The 18,679-nt window shown below is 59.4% G+C and carries 20 protein-coding genes and 4 pseudogenes; 16 read left to right on the forward strand and 8 right to left on the reverse strand.

What is annotated here, in order from left to right:
* The first annotated feature begins 3 nt into the window (after positions 1-3).
* Genes FHT77_RS28420 through FHT77_RS28445 form a run of 6 tightly spaced genes read left to right on the forward strand, consistent with a single transcriptional unit; the run spans position 4 to position 5,818 of the window.
* Positions 4-981 carry an ABC transporter permease gene (locus FHT77_RS28420; protein WP_405049331.1) on the forward strand — a complete coding sequence of 326 codons (978 nt, stop codon included), beginning with the start codon at positions 4-6 and terminating at the stop codon, positions 979-981.
* A 30-nt stretch (positions 982-1,011) separates the two neighbouring features.
* On the forward strand, positions 1,012-2,514 hold the full coding sequence (locus FHT77_RS28425; protein WP_183758645.1) for an FGGY-family carbohydrate kinase: 1,503 nt from the start codon (positions 1,012-1,014) through the stop codon (positions 2,512-2,514).
* Positions 2,511-3,206, forward strand: a complete 696-nt coding sequence (locus FHT77_RS28430) for an HAD family hydrolase (RefSeq protein ID WP_183758647.1) — start codon at positions 2,511-2,513, stop codon at positions 3,204-3,206. Before FHT77_RS28425 ends, FHT77_RS28430 begins: the two co-directional genes overlap by 4 nt.
* A complete protein-coding gene (locus FHT77_RS28435) occupies positions 3,193-3,969 on the forward strand; it encodes an SDR family NAD(P)-dependent oxidoreductase (protein ID WP_183758649.1) in 777 nt (258 codons plus the stop codon). Before FHT77_RS28430 ends, FHT77_RS28435 begins: the two co-directional genes overlap by 14 nt.
* Positions 3,960-5,051, forward strand: a complete 1,092-nt coding sequence (locus tag FHT77_RS28440; RefSeq protein ID WP_183758651.1) for a glycerol dehydrogenase — start codon at positions 3,960-3,962, stop codon at positions 5,049-5,051. The genes FHT77_RS28435 and FHT77_RS28440 overlap by 10 nt, the downstream gene beginning before the upstream one ends.
* A gap of 20 nt (positions 5,052-5,071) precedes the next feature.
* Positions 5,072-5,818 carry an SDR family NAD(P)-dependent oxidoreductase gene (locus FHT77_RS28445; protein ID WP_183758653.1) on the forward strand — a complete coding sequence of 249 codons (747 nt, stop codon included), beginning with the start codon at positions 5,072-5,074 and terminating at the stop codon, positions 5,816-5,818.
* A gap of 240 nt (positions 5,819-6,058) precedes the next feature.
* On the opposite strand, the pseudogene FHT77_RS31755 reads toward FHT77_RS28445, so the two are convergent.
* Positions 6,059-6,154: pseudogene (locus tag FHT77_RS31755) on the reverse strand (LysR family transcriptional regulator); the annotation flags it as partial.
* 2 nt (positions 6,155-6,156) lie between these two features.
* Between FHT77_RS31755 and FHT77_RS28450 the strand changes: the two are divergent.
* The 6 genes and pseudogenes from FHT77_RS28450 to FHT77_RS32340 form a co-directional block, all read left to right on the forward strand.
* Positions 6,157-6,812 (forward strand): annotated as a pseudogene (locus FHT77_RS28450) (DUF1612 domain-containing protein); the annotation flags it as partial.
* Positions 6,813-7,748: 936 nt separating this feature from the next.
* A complete protein-coding gene (locus FHT77_RS28455; protein ID WP_183758655.1) occupies positions 7,749-8,267 on the forward strand; it encodes a Dps family protein in 519 nt (172 codons plus the stop codon).
* A 30-nt stretch (positions 8,268-8,297) separates the two neighbouring features.
* A complete protein-coding gene (locus FHT77_RS28460) occupies positions 8,298-8,765 on the forward strand; it encodes a DUF992 domain-containing protein (RefSeq protein WP_183758657.1) in 468 nt (155 codons plus the stop codon).
* Positions 8,766-8,786: 21 nt separating this feature from the next.
* Positions 8,787-9,767 carry an alpha/beta fold hydrolase gene (locus FHT77_RS28465; RefSeq protein ID WP_183758660.1) on the forward strand — a complete coding sequence of 327 codons (981 nt, stop codon included), beginning with the start codon at positions 8,787-8,789 and terminating at the stop codon, positions 9,765-9,767.
* A gap of 148 nt (positions 9,768-9,915) precedes the next feature.
* Positions 9,916-10,155: a zincin-like metallopeptidase domain-containing protein gene (locus FHT77_RS32000; protein ID WP_312859786.1), complete on the forward strand. Its 240-nt coding sequence runs from the start codon at positions 9,916-9,918 to the stop codon at positions 10,153-10,155.
* Positions 10,145-10,366, forward strand: coding sequence for a hypothetical protein (locus FHT77_RS32340; RefSeq protein ID WP_405049332.1), 222 nt, complete (start codon positions 10,145-10,147; stop codon positions 10,364-10,366). Before FHT77_RS32000 ends, FHT77_RS32340 begins: the two co-directional genes overlap by 11 nt.
* A gap of 542 nt (positions 10,367-10,908) precedes the next feature.
* Here the strand turns inward: FHT77_RS32340 and FHT77_RS28475 are convergent.
* From FHT77_RS28475 to FHT77_RS28485, 3 genes are all read right to left on the reverse strand, one after another.
* Positions 10,909-11,910 (reverse strand): NmrA/HSCARG family protein, encoded by a 1,002-nt coding sequence (locus FHT77_RS28475; RefSeq protein WP_259131566.1) that lies wholly within the window; start codon positions 11,908-11,910, stop codon positions 10,909-10,911.
* Positions 11,894-12,853, reverse strand: a complete 960-nt coding sequence (locus FHT77_RS28480; RefSeq protein WP_183758662.1) for an NAD(P)-dependent alcohol dehydrogenase — start codon at positions 12,851-12,853, stop codon at positions 11,894-11,896. The genes FHT77_RS28475 and FHT77_RS28480 overlap by 17 nt, the downstream gene beginning before the upstream one ends.
* Before the next feature lie 130 nt (positions 12,854-12,983).
* Positions 12,984-13,394 carry a DoxX family protein gene (locus FHT77_RS28485; RefSeq protein ID WP_183758664.1) on the reverse strand — a complete coding sequence of 137 codons (411 nt, stop codon included), beginning with the start codon at positions 13,392-13,394 and terminating at the stop codon, positions 12,984-12,986.
* Positions 13,395-13,507: 113 nt separating this feature from the next.
* Here FHT77_RS28485 and FHT77_RS28490 point away from each other — a divergent pair, with 113 nt between their 5' ends.
* Positions 13,508-14,413 (forward strand): LysR family transcriptional regulator, encoded by a 906-nt coding sequence (locus FHT77_RS28490; protein WP_183758666.1) that lies wholly within the window; start codon positions 13,508-13,510, stop codon positions 14,411-14,413.
* 302 nt (positions 14,414-14,715) lie between these two features.
* Here FHT77_RS28490 and FHT77_RS32345 read toward each other — a convergent pair.
* Positions 14,716-14,802, reverse strand: a pseudogene (locus tag FHT77_RS32345) (hypothetical protein); the annotation flags it as partial.
* A gap of 63 nt (positions 14,803-14,865) precedes the next feature.
* Between FHT77_RS32345 and FHT77_RS28500 the strand changes: the two are divergent.
* Positions 14,866-15,130: pseudogene (locus FHT77_RS28500) on the forward strand (type II toxin-antitoxin system RelE/ParE family toxin).
* 139 nt (positions 15,131-15,269) lie between these two features.
* On the opposite strand, the gene FHT77_RS28505 reads toward FHT77_RS28500, so the two are convergent.
* From FHT77_RS28505 to FHT77_RS28515, 3 genes are read right to left on the reverse strand one after another with little or no spacing between them, the layout of a single operon-like run.
* Entirely contained in the window at positions 15,270-15,629 is a 360-nt protein-coding gene (locus FHT77_RS28505; protein WP_246712818.1) for a nuclear transport factor 2 family protein, read from the reverse strand.
* Positions 15,622-16,011: a VOC family protein gene (locus FHT77_RS28510; protein ID WP_183758668.1), complete on the reverse strand. Its 390-nt coding sequence runs from the start codon at positions 16,009-16,011 to the stop codon at positions 15,622-15,624. Before FHT77_RS28510 ends, FHT77_RS28505 begins: the two co-directional genes overlap by 8 nt.
* A gap of 15 nt (positions 16,012-16,026) precedes the next feature.
* Positions 16,027-16,767 carry an SDR family NAD(P)-dependent oxidoreductase gene (locus FHT77_RS28515; RefSeq protein WP_183758670.1) on the reverse strand — a complete coding sequence of 247 codons (741 nt, stop codon included), beginning with the start codon at positions 16,765-16,767 and terminating at the stop codon, positions 16,027-16,029.
* Between the two features lie 1,021 nt (positions 16,768-17,788).
* Between FHT77_RS28515 and FHT77_RS28520 the strand changes: the two genes are divergently transcribed.
* Both FHT77_RS28520 and FHT77_RS28525 read left to right on the forward strand, forming a co-directional pair.
* Positions 17,789-18,067, forward strand: a complete 279-nt coding sequence (locus FHT77_RS28520) for a DUF1778 domain-containing protein (RefSeq protein WP_015633362.1) — start codon at positions 17,789-17,791, stop codon at positions 18,065-18,067.
* Positions 18,064-18,591 carry a GNAT family N-acetyltransferase gene (locus FHT77_RS28525; protein ID WP_183758672.1) on the forward strand — a complete coding sequence of 176 codons (528 nt, stop codon included), beginning with the start codon at positions 18,064-18,066 and terminating at the stop codon, positions 18,589-18,591. Before FHT77_RS28520 ends, FHT77_RS28525 begins: the two co-directional genes overlap by 4 nt.
* Positions 18,592-18,679: the final 88 nt, after the last annotated feature.

The following is an 18,679-nucleotide window of genomic DNA, read 5'->3' on the forward strand; positions in this document are numbered from 1 at the left end:
GCCGTGACCGATTTGACCGAAACAGCCCGCCATCCAAGCTCGCTCAATATCAGCAACATCCTGCATCGCTACGGAACATTGGCGATCCTGATCGCCCTGCTGATCGTGGCAACCTCGATGTCGGACGTGTTCCTGACACAACGCAACATCATCAATGTGCTCCGGCAAAGCGCCGGCACTAGCCTGATGGCGATCGGCATGTTGTTCGTCATCCTGACGCGGGGCATCGACCTGTCAGTCGGCTCGGTCGCTGCGCTCGGCAGCATCCTGTCGGCCATCCTCATCCAGGATTACGGCACGGGCGTTTCGATCGCCGGCGCTCTGCTCGCCGGTGCGGCCTGCGGCCTTGTTTCCGGCAGCCTGATCGCTTTCCTGAAATTGCCGCCATTCGTGACGACGCTTGCGATGATGACGGTTGCCCGCGGTCTGTCTCTGATCATATCCGGCGGACAGCCGATCCAGATGGGTGATGCCGGAAGCTTCATCACCAGCTTCGGATCCGGTTTGATCGCCACCATTCCTTATCCGGTCGTTCTGATGGCCGTCGTCTTCGTGGTTGCCGGGACCGTGCTGGTCTTCACGCGCTTCGGACGCCTGGTCAAGGCAATCGGTTCGAATGTCGAGGCGGTCAGGCTTTCCGGTATTCCGGTCGCCTATTACACGACGGCCGTCTATGTCATCTCCGGCGTTCTCGCCGCTGCAGCCGGCATCGTTTCGACCAGCCGTACAGGCATCGGATCGGCCAATATCGGCGTCGGCGCCGAACTCGACGCCATCGCGGCCGTCGTCATCGGCGGCGCGAGCCTGATGGGCGGCCGAGGCGGTGTCCTCAATACTTTCATCGGTGTACTTGTACTCGGCATCATCGCTAATATGATGAACCTCGCCCGCGTTCCCGGCTATCATCAGCAGGTCTTCATGGGCTGCATCATCATCGGTGCGATGCTCCTGCAATATGCCTCGAACTGGTTCCGCAAGTAGCATCGCGCCTCTTGCCGGGAATGGACCCCAATGTCTCAAGATCTCTTTCTCGCCATCGATGTCGGCACCGGCAGCGTTCGTGCCGCACTGGTCGACACCAAAGGCAAGATACTCTCGGTCGCGAGCCGTGAACACGAACAGATCGTTCCCCAGTTCGGCTGGTCCGAACAGCGGCCGCGCGATTGGTGGCACGGTGTCGCGCAGGCCATCCGGGATGTTCTTGAAACGATACCGGACGCACGGTCGAGAATTGCCGTGGTGGCCGCATGCGGCCAGATGCACGGCACGGTTCTCGTCGATCAACACGGAGAACTGACGCGCGACACGGCGCCGCTTTGGAACGACAAGCGGACCGTCAACTACGTGACGGCGTTCGAGCGCACCCATGCGCCGGAAGGCTATCTCGCCGACAGCGCGAACCCGCCGGCGCCAGCCTGGCCCGGGTTCAAGCTGCAATGGCTGCGCGACAACGATCCGGCCGCCTATGGCAGGGCGGCCGCGGTGCTGATGTCCAAGGACTACATCAATCTGCGCCTCACCGGCGAGATCGCCATGGATCGCAATGATGGCGGCGCCAGCTTCCTGATGGATCCCCGGACGGGACAATGGTCGCCGAAGATGATCGCGCTGCTCGGCCTCGACGTTGAAAAGCTTCCCCCGCTTCGCGATCCGGTCGAGATCCTCGGCCATGTCACCGGCAAGGCGGCGACGGAAACCGGCCTTCGCGAAGGGACCCCGGTTCTGGTCGGCGGTGCCGATTACCCCGTCGCTCTGCTCGGTTCCGGCGTCTGCCGCCCGGGCATCGGCTCGGAGGTCATGGGAACGTCGGCGATCATCACCGCGATCGCCAGCCAGCCGCTTCTCGATCCCTCGGTCTGCAATGTCGGGACCGTCGATGGCAACTGGGGCGCCTTCATGCTTCTGGAATCCGGCGGCGACGCGATGCGCTGGGCCCGCCGTGCCTTCCACGAGAAACAGGCTTCATACGAGGAAATCGTCACCAAAGCCGCCGAAGCGCCTGCCGGCTCCGAACGCCTGTTCTTCATGCCCTATCTTGCCGGCGAACGGCTGGGTGATCATCGCAACGCCCGTGCCCAGTTTTTCGGCATCGGCGCCGCCCATGGGCTTGCCCACATCCACCGTGCCGTTCTCGAGGGCGTGGCGTTCGCCGTCAAGCGCCACATCAACATTCTCGACCGCATTTCCGGGGCGCCGCTCGAGCGGGTGATCGCGTCGGGCGGCGGCGCCAAGACCAAGCTCTGGATGAAGATCAAGGCAAGCGTCTATGGCATCCCTATCCTGGTGCCGGAAGAACCGGAATGCGGCCTGATTGGTTGCGCGATCATGGCTGCCACGGCGACGGGGCAATACGGGACCGTCCGACACGCGGCCGACGCCTATGTTCGCTATTCGGAAGAAATCCTGCCGGACCCGCGCTGGATGGATGTCTACCGGCCGATGCAGCAGTTCTTCGAGAAGCTCTATGCGCATAGCCAGGCGCTCTACGACGATCTCGACAGGTTGCCGCAATGACCCGCCGCGCCGTACTCTTCGACATGGACGGAACGCTGGTCGACAGCGAACCGCTGCATTTCGACGCCATGTCGCGGGCAGTGACCGCGATGGGCTATGTGCTGCCGGAGGAGTTTGCGAATGTCCTGACGGGCATGAGCGGCGCCGACTGCCACGCCCTGCTGCAGCAAACGATCGGCTTCAAGCCATCGCTTTCCGAATACACCGGGGCGAAATATCGGTCCTATCTCGAGGCAGCGCCCACACTGCACAGGCGCCGCGGCGCGGATGCGGCGCTGGCGCTGCTCGCCGATAATTCGGTACCTTTCGCGATCGTCTCCAATTCCGACAGGATGATCGTCGACGCCAATCTGCGGGCCGTCGGCCTGCAAAGCCCAGGGTTGATTTCCGTCAGCCGCAGCGATGTCCGCCGGGGCAAGCCCGATCCCGAGCCGTTTTTGCGGGCCGCCTACCTGCTCGGTATCGATCCTGCGGATTGCATCGTCGTCGAGGACAGCATTCCGGGTGCGACTGCTGGCCATGCCGCCGGCATGATGGTCATAGGCTGGCCTGAACCGCATCGGGACGATCTTGTCTTTCCCGAGGACACGATCGTTGCGGCCCCGCATGACCTCGCGGCGACGCTCGCCGCTCGTCTTAATGAAAACCACACCACCAAAAGCATCAAGGATGCATCGCATGTATCTCGATAAGTTCAAGCTTACCGGCAAGTTTGCCGTCGTCACCGGCGCCGGCCGCGGCATCGGCCTTGCCGCAGCCGAAGCGCTCGCCGAAGCGGGCGCGACCGTCGTGCTGACCGATATGAACGGCGATCTGCTGGCGACCGCCAAGGCGGAGTTGTCGGCCAAGGGCTATAAAAAGGTCGATAGCGAAGTACTCGATGTCACGGATGCGGGCAGGGTGCAGGCGGTCCATGATGCGATCATGGCGCGTCATGGCCGTGTCGATATCCTGGTCAACAACGCCGGCATCGCCATCAGCAACCACCCGGCCGAAACGATGGCCGACGACGTCTGGAACAAGGTGATCGACGTCAATCTCAACGGTGTCTTCTGGTGCTGCCGTGCCTTCGGCAAGTCGATGCTCGAAAAAGGCGGCGGCAGCATCGTCAATGTCGGATCGATGTCCGGCTTTATCGTCAATCGCCCGCAGGAGCAGGCGAATTACAACGCCTCGAAGGCTGCTGTCCATCATCTGACGAAATCGCTGGCGGCCGAATGGGGTGCGCGCGGCGTACGCGTCAATTCGGTCGCGCCGACCTACATCGATACCGAGATGAACAAATATGTCTACGAAGATGCCGAGATGTACCGGCACTGGGTCGGCGGTACGCCGATGAACCGTCTGGGGCGCACCGATGAAGTCGCTTCGGTCATCCTGTTCCTTGCTAGCGATGCCTCCAGTCTGATGACCGGTTCTATCGTTCTGGCCGATGGAGGTTACGTATGTTGGTAGAATCTGCACCGGACATCACGCCGCGCGGCGCACGGTTTCCCGGCCGCTATATTCAGGCCAAGGGCGCGATCGGCCTTCTGGGGCAGGAGGCGGCCGGATTCGGTAAGCGTGCTGTGGCGCTTCTGGATCGCGGCATCTTCGATCTGCTTGAGACGGATATTGCGGCTGCTCTGTCCGGGCATGTCGAAGCCAAGCTCATCCGCCATGGCGGTGAATGCTCCGAGCACGAGATCGGGTCGCTGGTTGCGGCTGCGCGCAATGCGCAGGCCGAGCTGATTATCGGTGCTGGCGGCGGCAAGGCTCTCGATACGACCAAGGCCGCGGCGAGGGATCTCGGCCTGCCGGTCATAATCGTGCCGACGATCGCCGCGTCCGATGCGCCCTGTAGCGCGCTTGCGGTGATCTACAACGAGGACGGCACGGTCGCCTATGACACATTTCTGCCGAGCAATCCCAATCTCGTGCTTGTCGATACCGCGCTGATTGCCAAGGCGCCGGCCCGTTTCCTGGCTGCGGGGATCGGCGATGCGCTCGCCACCTGGTACGAAGCCGATTCCTGCCGCCAGAGCGGCGCGTCCAACTGCATGAGGATGCCGGGCGTGTCCCTGGCCTTCGAGATTGCGCGGTTTTGCCGGGATACCATTTTCAAATACGGCGCTGCCGCGCTTGAAGAATGCGATGCCGGACAGGCAGGCCCTGCGCTTGAGCGCGTTGTCGAGGCCAACATCCTTCTCTCGGGGATCGGTTTCGAGTCGGGCGGTGTGGCCGCCGCCCATGCCATCCATCACGGCCTGTGCGAACTTGAGGATGTGCATCACCACTTGCATGGCGAGAAGGTGGCGATCGGCGTGCTTGCCGGCCTGAAAATTCATGGCCGCGAGGACGAGTTTCTGAAGGTGCGCGACTTCTGCCGCAGCGTTCGCCTGCCGACGCGCCTTGCCGATATCGGCATTGCGGATGCGACAAGCGACAAGCTGGCGACCGTGGCGCGCCGCGCGTGCCGTCCGGGAGAGATCATCCACAACGAACCGATACCGGTCAGCGAAGCGGCCGTTCTCACAGCATTGAAGGAACTGGTCTGAGCATGACGGGAGAAACGAAAATGGACGGCGTAACGGCATTCGCACCGGACCTCTTGAAGGAAAAGATGGTCGTCGTTTCTGGCGGCACGAGCGGGATCGGACTGGCGGTGGCGAATGGTTTTGCCGCCGCAGGGGCGACCGTCATCGCAACCGGCAGCTCGCAACAGCGTCTGCGCGACGCGCGCGGGGAAACGACCCGCCCAATCAGGTTCGAGCAGCTTGACGTCAGGGATGGCGCGGCAGTCGAGGCGTTTTTTGGTGGCCTCGACAGCCTCGACGTTCTCGTGAACTGCCAGGGCATCGCCCGGCCGGACAACGAATGGAACGAGGAAATCTTCCTCGATGTCATGGATGTCAATCTCAACAGCGCGATGCGCCTGTCCCGCGCGGCCTTTCCTCTGCTCAAGCGCAGCGGCGGCAGTATCGTCAATTTTGCCTCGATGCTGAGCTATCTCGCCGACGAAAGCGTCCCGTCCTACACCGCCAGCAAAACGGGAATTGTGGGCTTGACTCGGGCGATGGCCCATAAATATGGCCGCGATGGCGTACGCGTGAATGCGGTCGCGCCAGGGTATCACCGGACCGAAATGACCAAGGCGCTGTGGTCGGTTGCCAAAAGCGAGCAGAAGATCGCTGAGCGTTCCGCATTGAAGCGATGGGGCACAACAGAAGATCTGGTCGGACCGATCCTGTTTCTGTGCTCGAATGCCGCCGCGTTCGTGACCGGCGTTACTATACCAGTCGATGGCGGATATCATGTAGGTTAATTCGGTAATCGCTGAACTAACGTTTTGCGCTGCCCGTATTTTCCGCTCACAGTTGAGCCGCCTGGGCGACGATACTGATACTGGCCGGGCGCTACGCGTTTTCTTTCCTAGCGACAGTCAGCAGAATGTGGCCGTGGGTCGACGTTCGGCGTGGAACGGATCGAAATCGACTTGCAGCTTTAGCGGCCTAGCGTAAGGCGGGCGAGTTGTGTCTGACAAGAAGATCTCAATCGTAAGGGCTCATACGCGAAATCGCATGGCATCCACAAAAGCCGAGAACGCCGGCGATTTCTGTTTTCTGCTGGGATAAAATAAGTGATATCCTTAATATATCGGGCACCATTCAGCGCGATGCGCTGCGCACCCGTCGTCGCATCTGTGGCCAGTTACCGGATTGGGCGCTGTCGGCGGACGGCGTTCGGACGCTGCGACAAACCTCCGAAATTATGTCTGCTGACACCGGTGATACGCTGACTGTCGCCGCGACCTGACGGGCGGTTGCGATGGATGCGGAGGGGGAGGAGGATGATGGTGATGACACCAAAGATCTGCCCGGGGTCGACTACGCTGCCATAGATGCCCTGCTGGCCCGATCGGAGGCAGCGATCGAACGAGCCAGGAAGCCCGGCCGGGCTCCGGCCGATCCGATGATCTATGATCTCGACTGGGATGAGGACGCCCGGCTCGATGAATGGCGCGGCGTGTGGCACCAGGCCGAGCATCTGCCGGCGGTGCTGCAGGCGATCATCGCCTTCGATGCCTGGAACGAGCTTTCCGTCCTTCAGTACGCGCCCTGGCTCGGCCGATTGTCTTCTCCGCGTCGATTCTCCGGGAGGCGGGCATCACCACCGACGCCTATCTCGCCGCCATCAACCTTGGGCTCAAAACCATCCCCGTCGATCGGCGCCGGCATCACGATCGTGAAACCCGGCTACTTGCCATTGCTCGGCCTGCGCGAGATCACGGGGTGGGGGAGGTTTCGAGCATGGGGATAATGTGAACATTATCTCTCGCCTCCTCTGCGGCTTTAAAGGGAGGCAATTCAGACAAGAGCCTTAGTGTCGTCGTTCGGGACGCTGAGCGCGTAACCGAACGCCGACATTCGAGTAAACAGTAATTGAGGACACCATGCACGAGACATTCCGGGCATTCACCGAAAACTTGGACCCGAAATTCGAAGCTCTTATGGCTCAAGCGCCGGTCACAGACACAATCTTGCGTCCGGACTTTAAGGGTTCGGGCATCTATATGTTTTCGGGAGGCGGGAATAGCCTCTACGTCGGCCGCACTCGCGATGTGCTCAAGCGCTACGGCCAGCATACCCGTCGATCCAGCGGCCACAACAGCGTCCTCAATGCGTTGAGCGCTGGACAGCGGGGTCTTCACGAAGTTAGCGAGCCACGCCCCGCAGCTTTGCCACGAACACGCAAAGGTTTATCGCAGTAGGCGGAGCGACCGCACTTTCAACGGCTTTCAATGCATCCCAGCGGCCGGGGTGATGGTCGTACCGTTCGACACCGTCCGGGCGTGATCTTTCATGTCGGTACGTCTTGAGGATTGTGGCTCTTAAATGGCAGCGGGTGCGGGCGCGTCCATAAAGAAAACAGCGGCGACGGCACCCGGCAAACGCGAAACCCGGGCATAGGTTACCGAACCGTCAGTGCGTCAAGAAAATGGCCGGCTCCGGACGTGGGAAAGGACTCCGAAGCCCACAGCTTGTTCAAGCCGATCGCCCCGGGGGAGGAGTGAAGCGATGGGCAAAGACTAGTTTGGTCCAGCACCTCGGAAAACTACACTAAGGTATTGGCCCGCCTGTATGAATAGCCGATTTCGCCGCTGCCGCTCTTCTCCATATCCTCCATGCCGATCAGACGGCCGCAACCACTACCGTCTCGTGATTGTCCAGTAGACCGCGCCAAGGAGAATGATTATGGATACGATCACAGCCACCAGAACCCGCACGCTTCCGCTCGCCACCCCGACCGATCTCGGCGTCGATGCGACCCGCGAAGTATCCGCCGCGCTGACCGCGTTGCTGGCGGACGTTTTTACCCTCTACATCAAGACTAAGAACTTCCACTGGCATATCTCCGGTCCGCATTTTCGCGATTACCACCTTCTGCTCGACGAGCAAGGGGCGCAGATTTTCGCAATGACGGACGATATCGCCGAGCGGGCCCGCAAGATCGGCGGGACGACCGTCCGCTCAGTCGGCCATATCAGGCGCCTGCAGCGTCTACTCGATAATGACGCAGATTTCGTTGCGCCCGACGACATGCTTGCCGAACTTCGCGAGGACAACAAACAACTAGTAGCAATCCTTCGGCAACTGCACACCCTGACTTCGTGTTGCAACGACCACGCCACAACCAGCCTGATTGAAAACTGGATCGATGAAACGGAACGCCGTGTGTGGTTCCTTTTCGAAACGACGCGCCGCGCGCACTGAACCCCCGATTTCTCCAAAAAGGATTACCCGATGAAACATTCCGTCTTCTATTTGCTGGCTGCTGGCATGCTCGCCGCTCCCGGCGTTTCCCGCGCGGAGCGTGCCGAAGTCGGTCTGCTGGACTGCGATGTGTCTGCCGGGATTGGCGTCATCGTCGGCACCAAACAGGACCTGCACTGCACGTTCAGGCGGAGCGATAGCGGGCCTGTCCAGCATTACTCGGGGAGCATCACGGAGTTCGGCCTCGATGTCGGAACCGTCGAAACGGGCCGCATGGCCTGGCTGGTCTACAACGCCACACGCGAATCCGTGGGCGGTCTGCAGGGCACCTATGATGGTGTGACCGCCGGCGCCAGCGTGGGCGTGGGCGCAGACGCCCACATCCTCGTCGGCGGAAGCTCCAGGACCGTAGCGCTGCAACCCGTGTCCATCGAGGGAGACACAGGGCTCAACCTCGCCGTCGGCGTTGCCTCGCTAACGCTGCACCAGACCCCGTAAATCCCAACCGGAGCCAATGCGATGAGCGACAATTCGGTTGAACCGGCGATCACCAGAAGGCACGCCCTGCTGGCCGGCGCCGGCCTTTCCGCGACGATGACAATGCCGTCGCTCGCCTTTTCCAAAACCACCAAACCATCGAAAGAAGGAGTATTGCCAATGACCAGCAGCTTCGTGGAAACCCAGGACGGCGTCCAGATCTTCTACAAGGACTGGGGCCCAAAGGAGGCGCGACCCATCGTATTCCACCACGGCTGGCCGCTCTCCTCCGATGATTGGGACGCCCAGATGCTGTTTTTCCTGCAGAACGGCTTTCGTGTCGTGGCCCATGACCGCCGCGGACACGGGCGCTCCTCGCAAGTCAGCGACGGGCACGACATGGACCACTACGCCGCCGATGCCCACGCTGTGGTCGAACATCTCGATCTTAAGGGCGCCGTTCACATCGGCCATTCCACAGGTGGCGGGGAGGTCGCCCGCTACGTGGCGAAATTCGGTCAGCCTGCGGGGCGCGTCGCCAAGGCCGTGCTCGTCAGCGCTGTTCCCCCGCTGATGCTGAAGACCGATGCCAACCCCGAAGGCCTGCGCCTAGAAGTCTTCGACGGCTTGCGTTCGGCGCTTGCGGCAAACCGCGCCCAATTCTTCCGCGATCTTCCGTCCGGGCCCTTCTATGGCTTCAACCGCAAGGGTGCGATCGTATATGAGGGCGTCATCCAAAACTGGTGGCGTCAGGGCATGATGGGCAGCGCAAAGGCGCATTACGAAGGCATCAAGGCGTTTTCGCAAACCGACCAGACGGAAGACCTAAAGGGGATGTCAATTCCAACGCTGGTGCTCCACGGCGACGACGACCAGATCGTGCCGCTTGCTGATGCCGCGCTGAAATCGATTAAGCTTCTCAAGAACGGCAAGCTGAAGGTCTACCAGGGCTATCCTCATGGCATGCTGACGACCCACGCAGAGGTTGTCAATCAGGATCTGCTGGCCTTCGTTAAGGCTTGAGACCAAAGCATCCGCCGCCGGACAAGAAGCTGACTGTCCGATGAGCCGGCGTTCACCACCTTCCGCTAGGTCGGTAGGAGCGATAACGGCGTCCGCCGCAAGATGAAATGGATCTTGCTGCGGCCGTTGTCGCTGTCTGACCCCCGCCATCGCCAGGTTCTTTGCTAAGTCCTTAGCTGTTCGCTACGGCGGCAACCAAGCCTTCTTCAGCCCGGCCGGGGATCATATCAAGATGCCGCTTTTTGGTAGCTTCAGGGATGTGGCTTCTTCTATGCGACACCGGGTCATGAGGTGGCTTACCGGACGGCGCTCCCGCACCGGTCGGCCGCGACCTCACCTGGTGTTCGGAAGACCGGAGCAAGAGAGCCCGGGAAGAACTGGTAGCTGAAGCTTCGAGTTGCTTCCTTTCCGCCAATTTCGGGACTAGTTCGAGAACTGGAGCCGCGGCCGGACCGTGTGTCCTATTTTCAGTCGTGTGGTTGAAGGTGGTCTCCGACGACAAGCGGGCGATCTTTCAGGCGCCCGCGAATGCGCAGCGCGCTGTCGCCTACCTGCACGGCCCTCAACCGGCTGCAGGCAAAGAACGGGAGGCCGCATGATAGCGACGCCCTCGTCCTTCCGCCTGTTAATGCTCGTCTTTTCGGCCATAAAATGCTGCGGTGTCGGCTCCATGCCCCCCTCGTTATTTGCGACAGGACTCCCCGAGCCGCCAAAGTCCGCCTTACCCGTACCTCTGGGCATGGCAGCGCGAAGAGGGCGAAAGGGAAGGCCGGAAGCCTGTCTCGATTTTATGGTGCTGGCCATTCAAATGTTGGTCAGACCACCTTCTCATCCTGGCGCTTTCCAGCACGCAGCCGCGCGCCGGCCAGACGGAGCTCGAGATCCCGCAGCTTGAATGCCGGCGCGCTGGAATGCGCGACTTGAGACGCCTGATTACCATGTCGAAGGTCAACCACGATATCGCGGAGCTACTACAAGCCGAACTCGCCGCTCATGAGCGCACGGCCAAGCATTCCGCACGACCGGGAGCGTGCGCCAGGCCCAGCGACATAGCCACGTCCGGAAGCCATAAGCCGCCGGCGTGTTGTCGTTGTCATCGGCATTGCCGTATCTCGGTTATTAACCCCTATGCCGAGCCCTTTTACATCGGTCCAGTCGGATGTCGGAAGTGCTCTCGCGCCCACGCGACAAACTTCGTCGGCTGTTTGCCAGATACAACGTTTGCGAGCTCGAAGTCAGCGACGGTGAACGTGCCCATGTAGGTATGCGCCTCAAAGTAATCGAAAGTGGCTTCCACCTCAGCTGGAAAGACGCCACGCGGTGCACGGGCAAACGAAAATTCGTGTTCGAGCTGCCGAAGGGTATCGATCACCTCGTTGAAGCTTAGAACGTCACCGACAAGAGGCAAGTATTGTCCATTGCCTACCTCTGCAGGACGGCTGAACGCCCCTGCAACAATGTCGCCGAACTCGTTGATGTCGCCCATGTGAATGCTGCGCGAGTTCGGGTTGAGCGGAAGGGTCCAGCCACAAGAACCGTCTGGACGCTGCTGCGGCGCCATGACCGATAACAAATTTTGATAATAAAAAGGTGGCACTACGAACGTGTGGTGCGTAAATCCGGCGGACCGCACGATATGGTCAACTTTAGCCTTACCGGTGTAATGGGGAACGTGGAAACGACCCCCACTTATTGTATCAACATTCGGCAAGGTCGACCAAATTAGGTGTTGAACACCGGCCGCCTTGGCGACCTCAATTGCGGTTGTTGCCTGCTTGATCTCGTCGGTTCCCTCTTGCCAGAAATTCGTCACGAGGAAGAGCCCGTGCGCACCTGAGAGCGCCGATATAAGAGTTTCGGGTCGGTCAAGATCAGCCTCGACGACTTCGTCGGCAATGTCGCTATGCTCTCTGGGGTGACGAGTGAGGGCACGGGTCTTGAATTCATTGTCGGTCTTGAGGGCGCGCAAGACAGCCCCTCCCTGCTGGCCGGTTGCGCCGACGACGGCGATAGTCTTCTCAGTTGTGGAGGACATATTCGTTCCAAAATCCAGATTGAGTTTACGGGTCGGGGTCGCATTTCGCGGCGTTCCCGATTTTCGCGAGTTCGAAAAAGCACTCTTTCGTCTAGGCTTGGCGGTCACCTTCAATGTCGACGATGATCTTGCCAAAAGGCGCGCCGCGAACCTGTTGTTCGAATGCGTCTCGTGAGCTCTCGAATGCGAAACGCTTTCCGATAATTGGATGGATGTCGCGCCTTTCGATGAAAGCATTCATTTCCTCAAAGAGCTTACGCGAGCCGACCCGGACGCCGCGCACGTTGACCGTGCCGCCAAGGATGAGCATGGGGTTCAGCACTCGCTTAGGGTTCATCAAACCGACAAAATGCACCGTGCCTTCCCGAGCTGTCGCGGCGATTGAGCGCTCTAACGTGTCAGGCCCGACGGCATCGACGACGTGCTCGACGCCCCATCCCCCGGTGAGTTCGCGGGCGCGCAAGTGCCAGTCAGGTTCGTTCTTGTAGTTGACGACGTGGCTGGCGCCGACGTCTTTGGCGCGGGCCATTTTTTCATCACTAGAGGAGATAACGATTGTCTTTGCTCCAAGCGCGTTTGCGAATTGCAACGCAAAGAGGGCGACGCCACCTGTTCCAGTGATGAGCACTGTTTCCCAGGCGCGAACATTTCGAACTGCGTTCCAGGCGGTGACCGCGGCACATGGAAGTGTAGCAGCTTCCTCGTAATTGAGGTTCTCAGGCAGTCGGACCAAACCCTCCTCATGGAAAGCTCTAAATTCTCCAAGGACCCCATCGATCCCGTGTCCCAGTGTCGTGCTGGAATCAACCGCATGTGAGGGGATGGGGCCATAGATCCAGTCCTGGACGAAGTTTCCCACTACCCGGTCGCCCACCGCGAAACGACGGACCAGTGGGCCGACGGCCACGACCTCACCTGCGCCGTCCGAAAGTGGGATTGTGGCGCGGGAGAGTTGAATTCCATCCTCCCCGTTGAGGTAGAAGCTATCCTTGTAGTTGACGGACGCAGCTTGCATCCTCACCAGCACTTCGTTTTGTGCGAGTTCGGGCATGGGCTCCTCGGATAGACGGAGCCCGTCAATATGCGGAGTTGTAAGTCTGAAGACACGCATTTTAGATGCTTTCCTTGGCTTACCACGGGCTCCGCCGCGGTGCAGCGGATGGCCTGTGGCAAAAGATAGATTATGCGGCGGGGGAGCGATCGGAGGTTGGTCGTCCGTCCAAGCTAAGTGAACCCGAACCGAAGGCGATGATCTGCAACAACCCGCCAGCGATCGCGATGTTCTTTAGAAAATTCGTCGACTGCATCTGGTCCGTCAGGTCGGCGTGAAATGCGAATGCTGTGACGATACAAAAGAGGGCCAGTATGCCCGCCGCCATCCGTGACTTAAAGCCGGCAAGAAGGAGCACGCCACCGCCGACTTCGATAATGATGGCGATCAGATAGGCTAGATCGGGGAGGGGCAGGCCGGCGGAAACGATGTAGCCCTTGACCATGGCGGCGTTGGTGATTTTGGCGAGACCGCTCACCAGAAAAATGATGCTAATGAGCAGGCGACCGATGGCTGGAAGATAGCGCAAATTGTTGGACATTGGAGAGATCTCTCATGTTGAGCAGTCACTGGAATAGTTCTGGCGATTAGCTAGACGGAAACGGACTACACAAAAAGCTGGATAATCTTGCGCAATTTGTTCTAATAACTGGGATGATTACCCCGCACCCACCCACCCTAGAGCAGCTTCGAGTTTTCCTCGCGATCGCGGACACCGGCAGCTTCGCGGGAGCTGCTCGCAGCCTTAACCGAGCGACATCTGTCGTGAGCTACCAACTCGCGAACTTGGAAGCCCAGCTAAGTCTCTCGCTGTTTGATCGTCGAACGGCGAAAAGGGTGAGCCTCACGGAGGCCGGTCGAGCACTATTGCCAAGTGCAAGGGCCATCACAAGAGAGGTCGGCGGGTTGCTAACCCGCACCAGAAGCCTCTTGCAGGGCGAAGAGGCTGAAGTCTCTTTCGCCGTTGACGTAATGATGCCGATCCCAGCACTCACCGAAATCCTCAACGCCTTCAGTGCTGCCTATCCGTCCGTTACCATGCGATTGCATGTTGAAGCTGTCGGCGCGGTAACGCAACTCGTCCGCGACGGGGTCGCCGACCTCGGTATCAGCGGGCCTGTGCCGGCGACGGCAGATGGTTTGGAGTTTGTTCCGCTTTGCTCGATTGCCGTGGTTCCGGTCGCGGCCCCCAGTCATCCCCTCTCTGCGGAGAAAGACGGCGCAATCGCTGAAATTAAGGCGCGCAGGCACGTGCAGCTTGTCCTGTCGGATCGATCCAAACTCTCGCAGGGGCGGGATTTTGGCGTGCTTTCCGAACAAACCTGGCGGCTGGCCGACCTTGGCGCAAAGCACGCACTGCTGCTAGCAGGGGTCGGTTGGGGATCAATGCCTGAGCCGATGATACGCTCGGACATGGAGGCCGGGCGACTGGTGAGGCTACCGCTCAATTTGTGGAAGGACGCTCGCTATCAGTTCAGAGTAGTCCAGAAGTCTGACAAGGATCTGGGACCGGCCGGTCAATGGCTGTTGGATAGGGTTCAACAGGGCGAAATTGGCTGAGCACAAGCCCAAGGTCATGCGATCGAGATCTCCGTGCGTGGTGAAACCGTATACTAATAGACAATCAACCCGTGGCGTAATCCGAATGGCTCCGCACAGCAATCGGCGGCTACCGCCAAGAAAGCAGGAACCAAAACCGCTGCTGCGAGCTTAAACTCGAGCAAGTATTATTCCGCCCCAGATTGACCGTGCCCATTCGCCCGCCGTTGGCGCCGCCGAAAAAGTTTCGCCTGACCGTGCAAACTCTCGAATGGTCGATATGTTTTGTCATGTGGCAAGCCCGGCTGCACGGTGTGCAGTGATTACGGATTGGCCATGAACAATGCAATTGTCACAGGACCGACGCCACCGGGAACAGGGGTGATCGCGGCGGCGACTTTAACTGCCTCCAAGTGGGCTAGCGAGTTTGCCGAAGCCACCGCTCGAGCCGAGACCAGCCGCGGAAGCGATTGATGCCATTCAGCCTTTCGATCCAAGCGGAAGAGGAGCATCTTCGGAGCACTCATTGCCAAACGATATCACGATGAGCTTTTTGCCTTGCTCGAACTCATCGTCACCAACCCAAGAATGGCGCGCGAACGCCATGAGATTTCTCCTCCTGTCAGGATCCATCCGTTCAAGGCGCACCTTGTGGTGTATCGCATCATCGAAGACGGGAGCATGTTCGTGATCCGTATCCGCCACGGCCATGAAGATTGGTCGGGAGACTGTTTCTAATCAAAGCCTTCGACGCATTCATAATGTGCTGGTCGCGAGTTCGAATCCGATCAAGGCGTTCAGATCTAGCACGACTGGGTCTGCCTATCGCTTTTAATCCAGTGATGGGTACCCGCCTAAATGACATTACCACGTCCGCCTATTCAAGATCGGCGTCGATCCGCGAGATTAGCCCTTCCTCGTCGAACGCGATGTCGAGCCGACCGATCTCATGACCAAAATCTCCGGTGAAATCCACGTTGGCACGAACCCGGTTCTCGTCGAGCGCCTCGATCGATAGTAGGCGGGTCACAGTGTGGTAGCCGATGAAGTAGCGCTCGATGTAGTCGCGGATGCCGGCATGGCGGTCAAAGCGCTCGCCGGTTGAAGGATCGTCGATCACGGCGCGCGACGTGAAGAGGGATAGTACAGCTTCGACGTCGAAGGCATTGGTGGCGCCGATGAGGGCGTCAACCTTCGCTCTCATGATGGGAATGTCGGTCATCATCTCACTATCCATGCTGCCAGCTCTTGTTGACGAATTCGAGCGTATGGCCGTCGGGATCTGCAACCTGCGCGGCGTAGTAGCGTGGATCGTAATGCAACTGCGGACCTGGTTTGTGGATTTCGAGCGCGCCCGCAGCAACATGTGCGGCATCGACCATCGCTTCTGAATCGGCAGCGAAGCCGATATGCATCGAGCCTGGCGCAGTCTCGCCCTTGCGCAGCCAAAAGATGAAGCGACCGTTCTTGCCGAAACCCTTGAGGTCGGGATGGCCCGGAGGGCCATCCTTTCCGGCATAGTCCAAGCGCTGGGTGATACCGAGGGGGCCAAGCGTTGCGGTGTAGAAGACAATCGAGCGTTCGACGTCGGCAACCGTGGGAACTATGTGATCGAGCATCGAGAGCCTCCCTTGTCAGATAATGTAGCCGCCGGCCACTTCGATGTTCTGGGCGTTGATGTACCGGTTATCGTCAGACAGAAGGCTGGCGATGACGCCGCCAATCTCTTCCGGTTCACCAACGCGTCCCAGCGCGATCATGCCCGCCAGCGTGGCTTCAAACTCCTCGTTCAAGCCGCCAAGCTCGGTGCGGATAGCACCCGGCGAGACGGAATTTGCCCGGATCTTCCGGTCAGCGAATTCCTTGGCCATATAGCGGGTCAGGACTTCAAGGCCGCCCTTAAAGGAGGCATAGGGCGCCACGCCGGCAAAGGCGACACGCATGGTGGCACTGGTCAGGTTGATGATATGTCCGCCATCGACGATCAATGGCAGCAGCGTCTGGGTGAGGAAGAACGGGCCTTTCAGATGCACGGCGAACAGGCCGTCGAATTCCTCTTCGGTGACGCTGACGATCGGATTGTAAAGGCCATGGCCAGCATTGTTCACGAGGAAGTCGAAGTCGGTGCGGGCGAAGCTCGTCCGCAGAACCGATGCGACCTCTTCGCGGAAAGCGAGGAAGGAGCCGACATCGCCGACATCGAGCTTGAGGGCGACGGCGGTGCCGCCGCCAGCCGCGATCGAGGCAACGAGCGCGTCGGCTGCAGCCGGGTTTCTGTTATAGGTGAGGACAACACCCATGCCGCGCGCGGCGCAGATTTTCGCCGTGCTGGCACCGATGCCGCGGCTGCCCCCGGTGATAATGACGACCTTCATTTTGCTTCTCCATTGCCTCAGTGACGATGGGCAAGGGATAGTTCGTGGCGGGAAAAACCGCTGTCCGGATTCTCTTCCGTTATTGCCTATTTCTGCTTCATGCTTGCGATGTGCTCTCTTGAAGTCCGTTGTCTTAACGCCGCGAACTTGAAAGGAACACAATCCGTGGCTATCTATAATGCACTGGCGTCGCTGGTGAGTGTCCGAAGGGATGTTCGCGATAGCTAAAGTCGTTTCCTGCTTTTGACCACGGATGTACTGGCACTGGTATGAGGAGCGACATGAGAAGGTCGGTGCGAATTCGCCCCGGCCTTTTTTGTTGCGCCAGCATCCAACGCCTGTCAGGGCTATCGGTTTTTCTTGTTGATCCCGAGCAACGCCAAACCCATCTATACAGTATGCCGAAACAGAAGATTATCATCGCTCCCGCCCTCGTGGAGACCTGGACACTGTCGCCCGCCGCCACGTTCGGCTCGGCTGTCCGCGCCATTTAATCGTAAGAATGCGCCCGTTCCGGCTGGTAATGGCACCTAATTGGAGATTTTTCGGTGCGATTTTCGACGCTTGACGCCTACCAATTCGGAAATAACCTTTTGTAATCTTTGGAATTTCTGATTAAGCTTAACCGTAGGCAGCCATCTTTTCCCCGGCGGCGAATCTCACATTAAGTGCCAAAATCGAAACCAGAATCTCAACTTAAGTGTCCAATCTCAATTTAAGTGCCGCGCTATCTTGTTGAAATAATTGCATGCCGAATCTTACGATTAAATGCCAAACGACAGCAGACTTTGCGTCCGTACTGGGCGTCAATTGGCGAGATCAGGCGCCCATTGCCCTTGAGGGCGTTCGCGATGGTCTGCAGATCGCTGAACAGCTGACCGGTGATCCCAACGTTCTTCACGCCCTGAGGCGAGCCAAGAAGATATAGAGGTGCGCCTGGGCGATCTGTACGCCTTGAAGGCGCACACCATTGACGACGAGGAGACTTTCGCCTATATTCCATTGAGAGATGGAGGCCGACATGCCGAGCATAGCGAACGAGAACAGCGAGCGTATGAGTTTGAGGGTGCCTGCCACGGCCAAAGCTAAACTCGTGCGCGCTGCGGCACTTCGTAATACCGATCTGACGGATTTCGTGACGCAATCCGCGCTGCGAGAAGCAGAGGCTGTGATCGAGGAAGCCGAGACGATCAAAGTGTCGAAGCGCGATCATCTTCGCATTCTTGAGCTTCTGGAAAATCCGCCTAAACCTAACGCCAAGCTGCGCGCGGCGATTGCCGGTTTGCCTGGCAGCCTATGACTTTACCTGCATGGCATGAGGAACCGATCGCTAAGTCTCACGGTCGGGCAGTCTTCGATTGCGGCGACGGTCAGATGAACGAGTTTTTGCTCCGGTTCGCCCGACAGAGCCATGAGCAGAATGCCTCGAAAACCTTCTGTGCTATCGACGACGCAGTGCCCGGCCGTATTCTTGGGTTCTATACGATCGCGCCCTCGGCAGTCGAGCATGCGACTGTGCCAGATGCAATGACACGCGGTCTTGCCCGCCATGACGTGCCAGGCTTCAAGCTCGCGCGATTGGCTACCGACCGCGCGGTTGCCGGGCAGGGACTGGGAGGCCGGCTCCTAGCCGCCGCAGCGCTCCGCTGCCTGCGACTTGCAGGAGAGGGCGGGGGACTTTTACTGATCATCGATGCTAAAGGCGAGCGAGCGGCCAACTGGTACGCTTCCTATGGTGCCGAACCGCTGAAGGACAAGCCGCTAACTCTCGTAATGCCGCTCATCACCTTTGCGGCCGACTTGCGTGCTAAAGGTCTCCTTTGATCCCGTATGGCGCCCGAATACGGTTGATTTCGCCGCAAGCGAACTATCGCATCGTGATGATCATCTTGAGGATAAGCTATATCACCAA

This window comes from Rhizobium sp. BK181 (assembly GCF_014193305.1).
Classification (GTDB): Bacteria; Pseudomonadota; Alphaproteobacteria; order Rhizobiales; family Rhizobiaceae; genus Rhizobium.